The sequence below is a fragment of the Nonomuraea sp. CA-143628 genome, from assembly GCF_050942315.1.
Lineage (GTDB): Bacteria > Actinomycetota > Actinomycetes > Streptosporangiales > Streptosporangiaceae > Nonomuraea.
Genome location: NZ_CP192072.1, coordinates 6152362 through 6166399 on the forward strand (window position 1 = coordinate 6152362; position 14038 = coordinate 6166399).

Genomic DNA, 14038 nt, shown 5'->3' on the forward strand with positions numbered 1-14038 from the left:
CGCCTCATGGGAGCCCCTATATATGCCCTCCCGGTGAGGAGATGAGGAGATGAGGAGATCAAGGCCGGAAGTCCCAAAAACCATGATCAGCGATACGCAGAGTTACCGAATCGAGGTGTGAGATGGACGTCGTAACCATCGCGACGGCGCTGGCCGACACGACCGGCCTAGGTGAGATCGCCGCCCGGATGTGCGGCCGCTGCCAGGCAACCGGGCTGGTCGCGTTCAGCTACCGGCGCCTCATCGGCACGGCGCACGTGCTGGGCGTCCCGTACATGGCGATGCTGCACGCGGGCGTGGCCTGGCGGACGGACGTGAACTTCGTCAACGTGCTGATCGATCTGGAGTGCGACATCTACAACCGGCTCGTGCAGGTCAACAACCTGATCGTCGACCTTGAGAATCAGATCGCCGGGCTGTGGGCCATCTACGACGAGACCCCGGAAACCGAATGGTGCCTGGCCCAGATCGGCGTCCTGCAAGGCGTCCTGCAGATCCTCTACCCGGCGCTGAGCCGGCTGAAGTACGCGCTGCAGCGCATCCAAGGTGCCCCAGACGAGCTCGGCGAGACCTATGCCGCCGCCTACCGGCACGTCCGTTCCGGTCGAAAGCTCCCCTTCAACGGCCGTTGGCTCACCGCCGACGGCGCCGACGCCCTACTGCTGAACCTCCCTCGATAGGAGATCACCATGCCCGAGACCGTCACTGTGCACTGCGGCACCTGCGGGCGCCCGATACAGGTCGACGCGGCCGCGCTGAACCAGTGCGAGGTGCTCGTCTTCGTGGACTGCCGCGGCTGCGGCACCACCCTGCAGATCAACGGCTGATCGCCGCCTACCTACACGACTAAAGGAGAGCCCACTATGGATGCCGCCGAGACGAACAGGCTTGACGGCAAGCTGGTCACGATGATCGCCGTGGCCGTGTTCGCGCTGGTCGCCGTCGTGGTGGGCGCGTTCGTGCTCTCATACGACGCGCTCACCGCTGTGGCGGAAGCCGCGCACGTCGCCATGAGCTTGTCGTGGCTCATGTCGGTCAGCGTGGACGGGGCGATGACGGTGGGCACCATGGCCGCCCTCGTGCTGAAGATGCTGGGCAAGACGACGGGCTATGCCTGGTTCGTCGTCCTGGCCGGCGTCGCCATCTCGGTCGCCTGCAACGCGCTGCACGCCACCCAGTCGCAGGGCGGCAAGGTCGTCCTCGTTGGGTGGCAGGCGGGCGCCGTCTCGGCGATCCCCGCTGTGGCGTTGGCGCTCAGCCTCCACCTTTTGATCATCCTGATTGAGGCCATCACCGACGCGGTGAGCGGCCGAAGGAAGACGGCCGGAGACGGTCCGGCAGACGGGTCGAAAGACGCTTCGCCGATGTCTGTCGCAGTGTCTGTGGAGCGTCTCTCGCAGACGGTCGAAGCGCCTCCAGTCGAGCGTCTTTCACAGCCCGCCCCGATGGCTCCGACGACTCTGTGGGGAGCGTCTTTCGAAGCGTCTCTCCCGCCCGTTGTCGAGCGTCTCCCGCAGACGCCGAAAGACGCCGAGCGCCCCGTCGAAGACGCTCCGAAGGACAGCCTGAAAGACGTTCCCGGGACCGACCGCAACGACCGCGAGCCGTCACCGCCCGCCATATCCCGGCCCGCGGTAAAGCGTCAGCCAGCCCGACCCGTCAAGCCTGCGAACGTCGAGGTCAGCACGAAAGACAAGGCGATGGCGATCATGAAGGGGAGCCCGGAAATGACGGCCGCCGACCTGGCCCGGGAGCTCGGGTTGGAGCCGAGTGGGTACGTGCGGACGCTCCGGCGCGAGGTGCTCGCCGAACTCGCCTCCGAAGACGCTGAAGACGCCGCCGCAAAGGCCTCGAAAGACGCTCTCGAAGACGCTTCAAAAGACGGTGACGAAGACGCTCCGACAGACACTGCCGAAGACGGCCAGAAAGACGCTCCGGAAGACACCTCCGACGGCGTCTCTGGCCGGCGTCTACACGCGGTGTGAAAGACGCACAGCGGGTGTCTTTCGACTACCTCAAATCGTGCCCACTCAGATCACCGCGAAGGGAAACGCTCATGGCTCACCCGCACTCCGAAGTGCCGCCGCTGTCCGCGCGCGCGGCTCAGGGTCTCGCCCGGGTGCACGGCAACGGCTCCGTCGAACGCATGCTGGAGCTCGCTGGCAAGCTCGGGCTCACCGAGGCCGACATAGCCCACATGCCGCACCAGATCGCGGCGGAGATCGCCGAAGGCTTGCTCTGGTACGAGGACCACAACCGCCTCTCCCACGCCCGCGACTGGCACAGCATCTACCGCGCCGAAGCCGACATCGCGGCCACCACCGGGCTGGAGGGCATCGTCGCCTACCTGCTGCACACGTTCTGGTGGGAGGAGACGGTGGAGAAGATTCTGCGCCGCTCCCAGCGCACCGCGGGCGTGTCCCCCGAGGAGATGGCGAGGCGGATGCGGCTCAAGCTGGGGGCCGACGCCACGTTCGGCTTCCGGACCGACGGCCCCGCGACCACAGGCCTATAGCTGGAAGCGCGTCTAAGCCCAGACGCGCGAAAAGGCCCCGCCCACCCGAAGGTGGACGGGGCTTTCTCGTGTCCACAAGCGACCGGACGGGCTAGGCCCGGCCGCCTGCGCGCCGCCACAGGGAAGGGCGGCGGTCGCTCGCGCCGCGTGGGCAGGCAGCGCGAGACGTCCTCTACATGGACGACACGTTCTTGTCGGAATGCACCCCCGGATGGCCGTTCTCCGTCACCGACGGCTCCACGTGCATCCGCATGATGAATCCGACCAGCGCGGCGGCGGCCGCGTTCAGCAGCGACACCTGCCCGGCAGCCAGGTCGAGGCCGAAGCCGACGCCGAGCGCGATCAGCGCTTGGACGGCGCCCATCAGCAGCGGCACCGGGAACGGCTTGACGGCGATGGCGGCGACCAGTGCCAGCACTGCGGCAGCGGCGGCGTTGATAGCGCCCGCCTGCTCGCCGGTCACCGTCAGGCCGAGGCCGACCGCCAAGGCGAGCCCTGTCTGGATGAGGGTGAGCCACAGTGCGGGCTCACGGCCGAGGATTCGCATAGCCCCTCCTGGAGGCTCGGAAATGAGAAACCCGCCGCGCTGGTGCGGGGCGGGCGACGGGTTGGCCACTGGTCAGCGAACGTAGTAGCCGTTGTAAAACTCGTACGACTTGGCCTCCGACGCGGCGCCCTTGACGAGCCACACCGTCTCCCACGGGCCAGTGCCGGACACGGGCGCGTTGTTGTTCAGCACGTGGCCGTTGAAGCCGCAGCGGGGGTCGGAGTTCTTGAACAGCTTGTACGTGCGGCCGTCGAGCACGTCCGTGCCGGCGCCCATGTAGACCCGGATGGCGTGGCGTGGAGCCAGCATGACGGCGCCGTCGGCGCCAGGCGCGACGCCGGGCAGTACGGCGACGGTGAAGGTGTTGCAGCCGGTCGCGGCGGCCCGGTCGGGGTTGGCGTGCGCCCACGCGTCTTCGATGCGCAGCCCTTTCACGTCGACCGGCTCACGCCCGGCGTTGACCACGTCGATGTATTCGCTGTTCCTGTTGCCGGGCACGTCGGCGCCGTGCGCGTTGTAGCCGATCGTGCCGACGGCGAGCCCTGCCACGTCTGCCGAAGCGGCGGCCGGTGGGACGGCCAGGCCGAGGGCGAGGGCGACTGTCGAAGCCGCGATGGTCTGCTTGAGCATGAGGGCGCTCTCCTAGTTGGTTTCGTCCACCCAGCCGGGGATTCGGCCGGGCTGCTCATCGGGCTCGCGCAGTTGCTCCGTCTCCTCTGTGGGAGGCGGCCACCAGCGCAGCCAGAGGCCGTCCACAGCTACGCGACGCGCAGCAGGTGCGGCCAGGTCAGTTGTCCCACGTAGCCGTCGTCGTCGAGGCCCTCAGCCCGTTGGAAGACGTGCACGAGCGCGACCAGGTCGGGGTCTGCGTGGGTGGACTCCAGCCACCCCTGCAGGCCCGTCTCGGCGTAGGCGCTTGCGGGAACGCGGCCTCGGGCGAACAGGCAGCCGCGGACCGTCTTGACGTCGTAGTTGTTGTCACCGGGCGAGATCAGCGGCAGGTCCTTCACGAGCTGCTCCATCCAGGAGAGGGTCGGTTTCGGCGCGGTGCCTGCCATGAGGGCCGCGACCGCCGAGCGGAAGGTGTTCATGTCCAACGAGTGCGGGTCCGGCTTGCCGGGCTGCACCTCCTTGTGGCCCTTCACCCGTGTCGCGGGCAGGCCGAACTCGCGGCAGAGCTCGGCGCACAGCCGCTTGTAGGCGTCGAGCTGGACGGCCGGCCATGGCTCGCGGCCGTTGTTCTCCGCCTCGATGCCGAGCGCATTCGAGTTGGTGTGGTTCGCGCTGGTCGAGGGCGCGTTGTGCCAGCACTTCCCGGCCGCGACCACGTAGATGGTGCCGTCGTGCTTCAGCCAGAACTGGCTGAGCGGCCCGTCCAGTCCGGGGCGGCCGTCCCGGACTACGTGCAAGTCGTCGCGGCCCGCCGTGTGGTGGGCGACGATGCCGCGGACGGCCGGCTGCGAGCCGTGCCCGCGGGTCTTCCATCCGGGCACCTCGGTTACGGGGTAGCCGGTGCGTCTGGCGACGTCGGCGAGCTGGGTCAGCCACGGCATGATGACCTCACAAGTGGTATGCGATCTTGAACTCGGCGAGGGTGAGCTTCACCGACGTGGGCGCGTTGTGCTGGACGAGCAGCCCGACCGGCGTTGCGGGGTGGACGAACATGCCCCACGTCTTGGCGATGTACTGGCCGCCTGGCGTGATGGCCCGGTCCTCCGTGCACGTCGAGTCGTAGCCGGTGGACAGGTCGAGAGGGTCGCGGACGAACCGGTCCCGCAGCTCCGTGTAGTCCTCGGCCTCCCAGTACATGAGGGCGTACAGCTCGGCCCATGCGTCGTGCTGCGGCCAGATCAGCCCGGAGCGGGCGTCCGGGTAGGCGGAGGTGATGCCGTCCGGCTGGCCCGGGTTGTGCATGCCGTGGTCGTCGTAGGACTCGGTGCCGTACGGGAAGCGGACCACGTAGTAGTCGCCGTTGGCGTTGGTCACGGGGATGGTCTGGGATGCGGCCTTGAGGCTGCACACGTACGCGGTCATGGCGCTCCTTCACATCGATAGGCGGTCGAGCCAGATTCGACGGGTGTGCACGTGTAGGTGAGGCCGGCATAGGTGAACGTCCAGCCGCCCGGCGGCGGCCCCGGTTCGCCGCGGTCACCTTTCGGCCCCGGCACGGTGGAGTCTTGGCCACGCTCACCCGCGGGCCCCGGCGGTCCGGTGACGGCCGGGCCGGGCTCTCCTTTTTCGCCTGCAGGGCCGCGAGCAGGCGGATGGGTCTGCAGGTATGCGGAGACGGCGGCGGCGATCTGCGTAGCAGTGGGCGCTTTTCCGTCTCGCGGAGGATGTTCTTGCAGGTAGGCGGTCACCGCAGCCTGGATTTCTAGGACCGTTGGCGGTCGACCGGGGTCGCCTTTCTGGCCCTGGCTTCCGCGCTGCCCGGGTGGGCCGGCCGACGGCGACACCAGCGGCACCCCGCCCAGCCGCTGAACTTGCTCGGAGAGGACTTGCCGATCGTCTTCCGCCTGTCGGAGCTGGGCGCCGAACGCGTGGATCTGCATCGATATGACCGCCACCAGCACCGCCACCACGGCCGCTCCGGACAGGACCAGCCAGTTTCTGCGCAGCCCGCGCACGTGCGCCCCCATCAGCCGCCCCTAGCGGCGAGCCAGATCTGCACGACGATGCCGGCCAGCACCAGCACCGCAGGCAGAATCCCGGCGTAGAACGCCTGTTTGACATTCGACGTCCGCTTCTCCGCCGCGGCGTCGAGCGCCGAGCGCACCGCCTTTATGTCGTCGCCAAGAGTTCGCCGAACCTCGTCCACATCGCGCTCCAACTCGATGAATCGCCGCTCGGTCAGCCGCTGGTCAGCGGCGTACTCGGCGCGCTGGACGAGTTGGGTGAGCATCGCGGCGTTGTTGTCTAGGCGGCGGGAGAGTTCGCCGAGAGTCGGTTCATCAGGCACGTCGGCCCCTCGCTTGCTCGCCTTGCCGTCAAGAGATAGGGATGACGCCGATTTCTCGGCAGGCGATGTCGCAGGTGTTGTCCGTGACGCCCGTGTTGGTCGCCGAGTACATGACGCGGGCGTAATACGTCGAGCCGGGCGTCATGCCCGACATCTGGAACGTCCGGTTCTGGTAGTAGTAGTTCGTCGCGGCCAGCGAGAAGCCGCAGCCCGTGAAGCCGACGCTCGCCGACAGCACCTCGGTACCGGCGGCGCTGGTGCCCAGGAACACGTTGGCGACGATGAACACCCGGTTGTCGCCGGTTTGCGCGCGGGCGGCCCCGCCGACGAAGACGAGCACCCTGCCGGAGGTGGGGGCGACGAAGGTGGTGGCCACGACCGGGCTGCCGGTGATGAACGTCGTCGAGGTGATGTTCAGGATCTCGGTGGCGTCCTGCGCCCACACCGACGCCGGGAAGTCGGCGGCCTTCACCTTGGAGCCGACGAGGATGTCCGTCACGGGTTCGCCTCCTACGGCGCGGGTGTGATGTAGATGTCGCGGACGTCGAACCCGCGCGTACCGGCCGCCGCCGACGCCTTGTGCTGCGTCTTGGCGAAGTAGAGCTGGCCCGGCTTGAGCCCTTCGAGCAGCGTGGTGCGGCTGTAATACACGTAGCCGGTGGCGTTCTCCTGCACGCCGATACCTCGCGTGACCACGTTCGGGCCGAGGACGGTCGAGCCGGAGTCGTTGGTCTCCTTGACGACCGGCGCGAGGTGTAGGCGGCGGGTGCCGTCGCCGCGCAGGCCACCGCCCACGGTGACGAGCACACGGCCCGACGTGGGGGCGGTGAAGGTGGTGGAGATCTGCGGGGTGCCGTCCGTGTAGGTGGTCGAGGTGACGTTGAGCACGTCGGTGGCGTCGCGGTTGAACTTGGCCGGCGGGAAGTCGAGCGCCTGGACGGTGGTTCCGGCCCGGTAGTCGCTCATGGGACGGGCACCACGGTGATGTCGCGCGACTGGATGTCGCCGGAGGTGCCGCCGGACACCTTGTAGGCGGTGTGTGCGTAGTAGGTGCGGCCTGGCGTCAGCCCGGTCAGGAGCGTCGTCCGGGACAGGTACATGAACGAGGTGGTCTGATCCGTGCAGCCGATACCGCGCGCCACCACGTCGGCGGCCAGGACCGCGGTCCCGTTCGGCCCGTCCTCGCGCACCACCGGGGCCAGGTGCACCCGGTTGGCGGTGCTGGAGTCCTGCAGCCCGCCGCCCACCGTCAGCAGCACCCTGCCGGAGGTGGGGGCGATGAAGTAGAGCGACACCAGCGGCGAGCCGGAGATGTAGGCCGTGGAGGAGATGTCGGAGATGCGAGTGTCGTCGAACGCCCACACTGAGGGCGGCATGTCGACCGCCGTCACCAGTTCGCCGTTTGTGATGTCGGGCACGAGCCCCTCCCTTACAGAGCCCGGATCGCGGGCGTGAACAGCTTCAGTACGGCGCCGGCGGCGTGCGACTTGGTCACCCCGTTGACGTGCCGGGTGACCGTGAACGTCTGCGGCGAGCTGCTGCCGGAGATGGCGGTGACGGTCATCTGCTCGCCGCCCACCGCGATGTCGAACGGCATGTCACCGGCGGCGGTCGTCCACAGCGGCCCCTTGGACGTGGCCACCGACAGGGACGTGGCCGAGCTGGTGGCCGAGGAGTTGAGGGTGGCGTACTCGGTGCCGTAGCGGTCGGTGCCGTACACGCCGACCTGGTAGGGCGTCTCTGGCGTGCAGTTGACCGTGATGCTCCACTCCTTGGGGGTGAGCGTCTCGGTGTAGCCGCGCGCTATCTGGCTGATCTGGTCGGGCGGTAGGAAGGACGGCGGGTTGTCGATCGTCAGCCGGTCGCCCACGTCCAGCGCGATCACGTCGGCGGTCAGGGCGGCGTCGCTGGACACGCCGGGGCTGGCCAGGTTGACCGTCACCTGCGGGTAGCGGGCTTCGTCGACGGTGCCGAGGTGGGCTCGCCAGTTCGCCTGGTCGGGCAGGTCGGTGTCAGCGGCGACGTTGACGGTCACCTGCTCGTCGTAGCGGCCCACCCCGTTCGGCGGGGCGGCCGTCGACAGCGGGCCGGTCGTGACGACGGCGCGGGCGGACGAGCCGTCGTTCCTGGTGACGGTGACATCGTTGCGCACGTTCTGGTCGTCGTCGACCGGCTCCAGCGGCGGCGACAGGTGGCGGGCGTCGTAGTCGAGGGCGACCGCGGCGGCCTGGTTGTAGAGGCTGGACCGGGTCCGGTAGGCGAGCCCGACCTGGTTGCGCGCCTCGTACAGGATCCCCATGTCGGCGTCGGCTGCGTCGCCGATCAGGTCGAGCAGCGTCGCGGGCTTCTGCGGGCCCATCGCCGTGCTGTCGTCGAGCGTCCCGACCGACGTGAACGTGATCTGTTCCTCGTCGCACAGCCGCTCGATGCGGCGGCCCGCAGTCTCGCCGGTGTAGGCGGCCAACTGCGGGCCCAGGTCGAAGATGGATGTGATCGCCGACTGGACGCTGATGTGCCCGATCGCGGTGTCAGTGATGCCGCCGCCGACCGAGACGATGATCCGCTGCACCTGGCCGAGGGTCCGCGAGGCCAGGGTGCCGCCCGCCGTGAGGCCGCTGGTCGCGCCGGGCTCCAGGATGGACAGGTCCCAGTCGATGTTGGCGCCGTTCTGGTCGAGGTCGAGCGCCACTCGCAGCTTCTTACCGGTGACGGCGAACACCATGAACCCGCTGTCCAGCAGGACGTTGCCGTCCTCGTCGTACGCCTGCACCTTGAGGTCGCCGCCCGGGTCGCCGTACCTGATAACCCACTGAGCGGCGGTGCCCGACCCGTAGATGCTGATCAGCGCCTCATCTCCGGAGATGCCGGCGGCCGGGACGGCGAGCAGGAAGCGGATGCTCGCGTCGCCGGTCACCGTGTATGCGGGCACGACGCCCGTCCATACGCTGTCGGCCAGGAGCGGGATCGGGTCGGAGGAGTCGAATTCGGTGTAGGAGGCCAGGTCGGGTGTGCCCGTGAACGTCATGGACGGCCCGCCGACGCCCGAGGCCAGCCGGGACGATCCGTCGCCGTCCTCACATGGCCAGTAGGCGACGACCGGCACGGCCAGGGCCGGGTTCGTCAGCCCCCGATACAGGGCCGAGCGCAGCGGTGCGGCGCCCTGGCCGAGGCGGCGCAGGATGCCGGACGCCTCGACCGGCGTCCACACGTCGTTGCCGGTGATGTCCCAGCGGGGCGGCCACGAGGACACCTCGCCGACAAACCGGACGCTGCTCTCGGCGGTCACCCTGATGGGGGTGTTCCTGCCAAGCAGCCCGTAGTACGCCGAGGTGGGGTTGCGCGGGCTGTACTTGCCCAGCCGGTTGTTGAACGACAGGGTGAGCCGCGACGCCTCAGACCGCGACCCTTCGTCGCTCTGGCCTCGGCCAATGGATACGCCGTCGCGAATCCGGACGTCGGTGGTGACGTCCACCCAGGAGCCGTTGATGAACAGCTCCACCAGGACGTCGAACAGGTCGGCCACGGCTTCACCTCCCCAGCACGGTCTGAACGTTGCCGCCGCGCACCCGCACCGCGCGCCGCAGGACCTCGACCAGCAGGTCATCCAGGCGGGAGCCCGCCGAGTCGATAAGCAGGCGCACGTCAACGGGCGGCATCTTGTCGAGGTTGGCCAGCGGTTCCGGCGCCCCGGTGCCGTTGTGCACCATCGACGTGCCGGGCGGCAGCATGCCGCCGTTGTCGAACGTCGGTACGAGCCCGCCGGTGGCGAGCTTGAGGCCGTACCGGCGGGAGAACATCCCGTTGGTCGCGCCGCGGGCTGCGGAGCCGACCCGTACGCCCTTGCTGCCGGACGACTCGACGTTGACGCCGCCGAGCGTGCCGGCCATGTGGCCAACCCCGGCGTCGGAGATGCCCACCCGGAAGCCTGACGGCCGGTTGCGGACGAACCCTTGAGGTCCGGTCTTGTTACCGAAGCTCCACGTGGTGAACAGACGGTTGTACGGCTTGCGTCCCTTGATCACGTTGGTGATCGCGGACATGAAGCCGCTGCAGTCGTAGCCGCCGGGGCCGACGCCGCCCCACACGTACGGCTTCCCGGCCTGGTTGCGCGCCCACTTCAGCGCGTTCTGCACGCCGGGCCCGCCGAGCCAAAGCTTGTTGTACTCCTTGGACACGGCCGCGCCCATCTGGGACGCCCACCCGCCGTACAGCGAGTTGGCCCGCGACGCCATCTTCTGCACCGACGACAGGCCGGTCACCGAGTGCTTGGCGATGATGCCGCCGGAGGCGTAGCCGACGCCCTCGCCGCGCATCTTGGACGACCAGCGGGGGCCGACGCCCATCGCTTCGGCGACCGCCTTGGTGCCGCCGCTGCGGGCGATGGCGTTCATCTGCTTGACGTAGTCGGAGCCGACCGCCCGGGTCCACTCCGGCCGCATGACGGCTTCTCCGCCGGACAGGCCGATCTTGCCGCCGTTGGGGCCGTAGAAGGTGTGCACGTCGCGGCCGGGCGTGTAGCCGGGCAGGACGTCCGGCATGATGCCGCCGGAAGCGTTCAGCACGGTGCCGCCGGAGCCGTTGACGTTGACGTGGAAGCCGACGAGCTTGCCGCCCGCCTTCACCTCGATCATCACGCGCCGGTTCTTGATCTTCCCGGTAGCTGAGTTGATCTGGCCGGGCAGCTTCGTGTAGCGGGCCACCAGCTTGTCGATCTCGGCGCGGGACAGGCCCGACTGCTGCAGCACGCCCCGCAGGCGGGTGATCTCGGTGGCGAACACCTTGTTCGCCTTGTCGACGCTGCCCGTCTGATCGCGGACCTTGGCCGAGTGCTCGATCGCGGCCTGAATGGAGCCGATCAGCACCCGGTTGGCTTCCCGGCCCGCCTTGCTGTTGATGTTGATTTTGCCGGTGCGCTGGTCGATCTGGACGTTGTTCTTGGAGAACGCCGTGGTCAGCTCGTCGATGCTGTCGCGGAACGCGATGGCCGCCAGGTCCGCGTCCCCGTTCAAGCTGCGGAACTTGGCCAGTGTCGTGTTCAGGGAGGAGACCTTCACGTTCGCCGTGCTGGCCGCCGCGCCCACGCCGTTCAGGCTGGCCGCTGTGTCGCGTCCCGCCGCCGCGGCCGGCCCCATCGCCTCCGCCGACCGGCGGGAGGATGCGATGGCTTCGTTGAGTTCCTGGTTTTGGCCCTGCAGCGCTAGCCGCAGCTCTACCGAGCCCTTCGACAGTTCGTCGGTGCCCGCCCCGGCCACCTGCTCGCTGGCCGCCGCGTCACGCAGCTTGTTGCCGTAGGCGTCCAAGACGCTGTTGACCTGGGCGAGAGCTGTCTGGTTGCCGAGGGCGGCGTTCGTGACGGTGTCCAGGCTGATGCCCAATTGCTGGGCGACGGCGAGCAGACCATCCTGTTCCAGCCGTTGCACCGCCAGGGCGCGGGTGTCGGCGGTGATTGCGCCGGTCTGCTTGTCCAGCGTCTCGGTCAGGTCCCGTACCCGCTGGTCGGCCTCGGCCTGCTTGGCGGCGAACATCGAGACGGCGCCGATGCCGAGGGTCAGGGCGATACCCCACGGCCCGCCGAGCACGCCGGTGATGCCGGACAGGGCGCCGCGCACCTTAGCGGCCGGCGCCTCCATGCCGCCGATGCGGTCCTTGAACTTCTGTATCGGCCCGTCAGCGCTGGTGAACGCGCTGGCCACGCCGCCGACCACGGTGAGCAGGGGGCGCAGCTTGGAGACCAGCGTGCCGACGACGACGGCGACCGCGATGAACTGCACGGCGCCATCCCGTAGCGGCCCAGGGAGACCGTTGATCAGCTTGACGATCGCGCCGAGCGGCCCCAGCAGGACCGGCAGCACGTCGACCACCGCCACCGCCGCGTCGTGCAGAAGCCGGAACGTCTCCGCCGCCTGCTGCTGCCCTTCCACGCTGCGGGACCAGGCGGCGAACTTCGCGGTGCCCTGCTCCAGAGTGTCGAGCAGCCCATCACCGGCGCCCTTCGCCTGTGACAGCACACCGGCCAGGCCCTTGGCGACGTTGCCGCCGATCCGGCCGAGCTGCGCCAGCGTGTCGCCCGCCTTGTCGACGGTCCGCTGTAGCATCGCCGCGCCGCGCTCCGATGTGAGGAACGCGCTCGCCGCCTTGGCGCCGTTGACCGCCCACTGCGCCATCCGCTCGGCCAGCGTGAAGCTCGGACCGATCAGCGCGGACACGGCCCTCAGCGCGGGCTGCACAGCCCCGGCGAGGATGCCCATGGTGCGGCTGGTGCCCGCGAACACCTTGTTGACGGTGCCCTTGCCCAGGTCCGTAGACGCGAACGCGATAGCTTCTTTGGCGGCGGAGTTGAACCCGGCCGCCACGCCGAGCATGCCGGTCTTGACGGTCGGCAGCAGGTTGCGGGCGACCGGCCCCATCTGGGCGGCCAGCCCGTCGAACAGCTTGTCCTGGACGGCCCGCTGGACGGGGTCGAAGCTCTTCTTCAGCCCGGCCAGTTCCCGCACGAACGCCTTCGCGTTCGGCGACAGCTTGTCCAGCGCCTCGTCCAGCTTCTTGGCGTCGCCCTCGGCCACGGCCGACATGGCGTCGCCCACGCCGATCAGGCCGACCTTGAGAACGCCCGTCGCCACCTTGGTAGCGACCAGGGCGGCAGGTAGGGCAGCGACGGCCGCCGCGGCGGGTAGTACGGCCTGGGTGAGCGCGACCGCGCCGCCAGCCAGCGCGGCCAGGCCCAAGCCCTTGCCCGCCGCCTTGTGCGCGGTCTGCATCCGCTTCTCAAGCCTGTCCAGGTCGCTGGCTACCTGCTTGAACGCCTTGGACGCGTGCTCACGGGCGAAGATGGTGAACCCGAGGGCGGTCTGATTGGCCACAGCTCACCCCCGGGTGATTCAGTTGTCGAACGGTCGCGGGATCGGTTCAGGCCGAGGTGGTGTGGGCCCGTCGCCGCGGTGCACGCAGGCGTACAGCCACGCCGTGTACGCGAGCAGGTCCCGGTTTTGGGCGAGCAGTTCGGTCTCCGTGGACCAGCAGCCCTTGACGAGCACCCACAGCCGCCGCCACGACATGCGGCCCGCCCAGAACTCCGAAAGCTGGTCGGCGTCGCGCGGGTAGCGGTGAGCCAGTTCGGCCTCCAGCTCGTCGCCTTGCTCGACCAGCAGGCGGCACAGCTCGATCAGTTTTTTGGGCCTACACCGGCGAGCGCCTCGAAGATCTTCTCTTGCAGGTCCTCCCACTCCTGTTGCGAAAGGTCGAGGTCCTCGAACGCCTCGACCTCCTCCGGCGTGAAGATGACGTCGAGCGCGCCGAGCATGTCGTTTGCGGCGAGACGCCGAGCCACCTTGCCGCGCTTGATCCGCCGGGGGATCGCGAGGCTGATGGTCTGCCCGTTCTCGCCCGCCCACTCGAACACGCGCTTGGGGGAGGGCTGCGGGGCCTCGACGTCGGCGGTCACGGCCCCTCGCTTACTGCTGGTGCTGGTCATGCGGGTCTCCTTCGTGCGGTGCGGGTCTGGGTGGTGACGGGACGGCCGGGAGACCCGCATCAGCCGGCCGTCCCGCGATCAGCGGGTGATCTGGGCTGCGACCCGGTCCATCGCGGCCCTCATCTCCTGCCGCGCCTTGGGCGCGGTCTTGGCGATCGTCTTGCGAAACCAGGGGTGGCCCGGCTGCTGGAACCACCGCTCCCGGTTGCCGAACAGGGGCTTACGCCACCCCTTCTCGGTGTCGAAACCGCGCGGAAGCATCTCCATCCCAGATGGCATGCGGGTGACGATCCGCACCCGCGTGCCCGTCGCCTGGATGCCGACGCCGCGCGCCATCCTCCGCCGCAGGCCGGTCGAGCGAGGGCCTTTGGCGGGGATGGTGCGGGCGGCCATCTTGGCGGCGTCGCGGGCGGGCTTGGCCGCCTCGCGGACCGCCTTGCGCAGTTCCTTGGTCAGGCCCTTCTCGCCCGCGTGCCGTAGGCGCCGGTTGAGCGCCTTCCAGTCCTTGCCGAACTCGAAGGCGACTTCCCACTGCGACGGCATGAC

Annotated in this window: 18 protein-coding genes; 4 read left to right on the plus strand and 14 right to left on the minus strand. The window is 69.0% G+C overall.

The annotated features are described in order from the left end of the window. Window positions 1-122: 122 nt before the first annotated feature. From ACQP2T_RS28000 to ACQP2T_RS28015, 4 genes are all read left to right on the plus strand, one after another. Window positions 123-680 (plus strand): hypothetical protein, encoded by a 558-nt coding sequence (locus tag ACQP2T_RS28000; RefSeq protein WP_433519023.1) that lies wholly within the window; start codon window positions 123-125, stop codon window positions 678-680. A 9-nt stretch (window positions 681-689) separates the two neighbouring features. Continuing rightward, complete coding sequence (locus tag ACQP2T_RS28005) at window positions 690-827, plus strand: hypothetical protein (RefSeq protein ID WP_433519024.1); 138 nt, start codon at window positions 690-692, stop codon at window positions 825-827. A 36-nt stretch (window positions 828-863) separates the two neighbouring features. Continuing rightward, window positions 864-1985: a DUF2637 domain-containing protein gene (locus tag ACQP2T_RS28010; protein WP_433519025.1), complete on the plus strand. Its 1122-nt coding sequence runs from the start codon at window positions 864-866 to the stop codon at window positions 1983-1985. 71 nt (window positions 1986-2056) lie between these two features. Next, on the plus strand, window positions 2057-2515 hold the full coding sequence (locus ACQP2T_RS28015; protein WP_433519026.1) for a hypothetical protein: 459 nt from the start codon (window positions 2057-2059) through the stop codon (window positions 2513-2515). A 172-nt stretch (window positions 2516-2687) separates the two neighbouring features. Here ACQP2T_RS28015 and ACQP2T_RS28020 read toward each other — a convergent pair whose 3' ends face one another. From ACQP2T_RS28020 to ACQP2T_RS28085, 14 genes are all read right to left on the minus strand, one after another. Continuing rightward, window positions 2688-3062: a hypothetical protein gene (locus ACQP2T_RS28020; protein ID WP_433519027.1), complete on the minus strand. Its 375-nt coding sequence runs from the start codon at window positions 3060-3062 to the stop codon at window positions 2688-2690. A 72-nt stretch (window positions 3063-3134) separates the two neighbouring features. Continuing rightward, window positions 3135-3692: a hypothetical protein gene (locus tag ACQP2T_RS28025; RefSeq protein ID WP_433519028.1), complete on the minus strand. Its 558-nt coding sequence runs from the start codon at window positions 3690-3692 to the stop codon at window positions 3135-3137. Between the two features lie 128 nt (window positions 3693-3820). Further along, on the minus strand, window positions 3821-4615 hold the full coding sequence (locus ACQP2T_RS28030; RefSeq protein WP_433519029.1) for a peptidoglycan recognition protein family protein: 795 nt from the start codon (window positions 4613-4615) through the stop codon (window positions 3821-3823). 7 nt (window positions 4616-4622) lie between these two features. Next, complete coding sequence (locus ACQP2T_RS28035; RefSeq protein ID WP_433519030.1) at window positions 4623-5096, minus strand: hypothetical protein; 474 nt, start codon at window positions 5094-5096, stop codon at window positions 4623-4625. Further along, the gene (locus ACQP2T_RS28040) at window positions 5093-5701 is read right to left on the minus strand and encodes a hypothetical protein (protein WP_433519031.1); all 609 of its coding nucleotides are present in this window, start codon (window positions 5699-5701) and stop codon (window positions 5093-5095) included. The genes ACQP2T_RS28035 and ACQP2T_RS28040 overlap by 4 nt, the downstream gene beginning before the upstream one ends. Beyond that, window positions 5701-6021 carry a hypothetical protein gene (locus tag ACQP2T_RS28045; RefSeq protein WP_433519032.1) on the minus strand — a complete coding sequence of 107 codons (321 nt, stop codon included), beginning with the start codon at window positions 6019-6021 and terminating at the stop codon, window positions 5701-5703. Before ACQP2T_RS28045 ends, ACQP2T_RS28040 begins: the two co-directional genes overlap by 1 nt. Before the next feature lie 28 nt (window positions 6022-6049). Next, window positions 6050-6520 carry a hypothetical protein gene (locus ACQP2T_RS28050; protein WP_433519033.1) on the minus strand — a complete coding sequence of 157 codons (471 nt, stop codon included), beginning with the start codon at window positions 6518-6520 and terminating at the stop codon, window positions 6050-6052. 11 nt (window positions 6521-6531) lie between these two features. Continuing rightward, window positions 6532-6987, minus strand: a complete 456-nt coding sequence (locus ACQP2T_RS28055; protein WP_433519034.1) for a hypothetical protein — start codon at window positions 6985-6987, stop codon at window positions 6532-6534. After that, entirely contained in the window at window positions 6984-7439 is a 456-nt protein-coding gene (locus ACQP2T_RS28060; protein ID WP_433519035.1) for a hypothetical protein, read from the minus strand. The genes ACQP2T_RS28055 and ACQP2T_RS28060 overlap by 4 nt, the downstream gene beginning before the upstream one ends. A gap of 11 nt (window positions 7440-7450) precedes the next feature. After that, on the minus strand, window positions 7451-9544 hold the full coding sequence (locus tag ACQP2T_RS28065) for a hypothetical protein (RefSeq protein WP_433519036.1): 2094 nt from the start codon (window positions 9542-9544) through the stop codon (window positions 7451-7453). Between the two features lie 4 nt (window positions 9545-9548). Then, window positions 9549-12881 (minus strand): hypothetical protein, encoded by a 3333-nt coding sequence (locus tag ACQP2T_RS28070; protein ID WP_433519037.1) that lies wholly within the window; start codon window positions 12879-12881, stop codon window positions 9549-9551. A gap of 18 nt (window positions 12882-12899) precedes the next feature. Further along, on the minus strand, window positions 12900-13244 hold the full coding sequence (locus tag ACQP2T_RS28075; protein WP_433519038.1) for a hypothetical protein: 345 nt from the start codon (window positions 13242-13244) through the stop codon (window positions 12900-12902). Further along, window positions 13184-13492, minus strand: coding sequence for a hypothetical protein (locus ACQP2T_RS28080; protein WP_433519039.1), 309 nt, complete (start codon window positions 13490-13492; stop codon window positions 13184-13186). The genes ACQP2T_RS28075 and ACQP2T_RS28080 overlap by 61 nt, the downstream gene beginning before the upstream one ends. 78 nt (window positions 13493-13570) lie before the next feature. Further along, window positions 13571-14035, minus strand: coding sequence for a hypothetical protein (locus tag ACQP2T_RS28085; RefSeq protein ID WP_433519040.1), 465 nt, complete (start codon window positions 14033-14035; stop codon window positions 13571-13573). Between the last annotated feature and the right edge of the window lie 3 nt (window positions 14036-14038).

Excerpts from the sequence above, each read along its gene's own strand:
- ACQP2T_RS28000 (WP_433519023.1), top strand. The coding sequence starts at position 123 with ATGGACGTCGTAACCATCGCGACGGCGCTGGCCGACACGACCGGCCTA.
- ACQP2T_RS28005 (WP_433519024.1), top strand. The coding sequence starts at position 690 with ATGCCCGAGACCGTCACTGTGCACTGCGGCACCTGCGGGCGCCCGATA.
- ACQP2T_RS28010 (WP_433519025.1), top strand. The coding sequence starts at position 864 with ATGGATGCCGCCGAGACGAACAGGCTTGACGGCAAGCTGGTCACGATG.
- ACQP2T_RS28015 (WP_433519026.1), top strand. The coding sequence starts at position 2,057 with ATGGCTCACCCGCACTCCGAAGTGCCGCCGCTGTCCGCGCGCGCGGCT.
- ACQP2T_RS28020 (WP_433519027.1), bottom strand. The coding sequence starts at position 3,062 with ATGCGAATCCTCGGCCGTGAGCCCGCACTGTGGCTCACCCTCATCCAG.
- ACQP2T_RS28025 (WP_433519028.1), bottom strand. The coding sequence starts at position 3,692 with ATGCTCAAGCAGACCATCGCGGCTTCGACAGTCGCCCTCGCCCTCGGC.
- ACQP2T_RS28030 (WP_433519029.1), bottom strand. The coding sequence starts at position 4,615 with ATGCCGTGGCTGACCCAGCTCGCCGACGTCGCCAGACGCACCGGCTAC.
- ACQP2T_RS28035 (WP_433519030.1), bottom strand. The coding sequence starts at position 5,096 with ATGACCGCGTACGTGTGCAGCCTCAAGGCCGCATCCCAGACCATCCCC.
- ACQP2T_RS28040 (WP_433519031.1), bottom strand. The coding sequence starts at position 5,701 with ATGGGGGCGCACGTGCGCGGGCTGCGCAGAAACTGGCTGGTCCTGTCC.
- ACQP2T_RS28055 (WP_433519034.1), bottom strand. The coding sequence starts at position 6,987 with ATGAGCGACTACCGGGCCGGAACCACCGTCCAGGCGCTCGACTTCCCG.
- ACQP2T_RS28080 (WP_433519039.1), bottom strand. The coding sequence starts at position 13,492 with ATGACCAGCACCAGCAGTAAGCGAGGGGCCGTGACCGCCGACGTCGAG.
- ACQP2T_RS28085 (WP_433519040.1), bottom strand. The coding sequence starts at position 14,035 with ATGCCGTCGCAGTGGGAAGTCGCCTTCGAGTTCGGCAAGGACTGGAAG.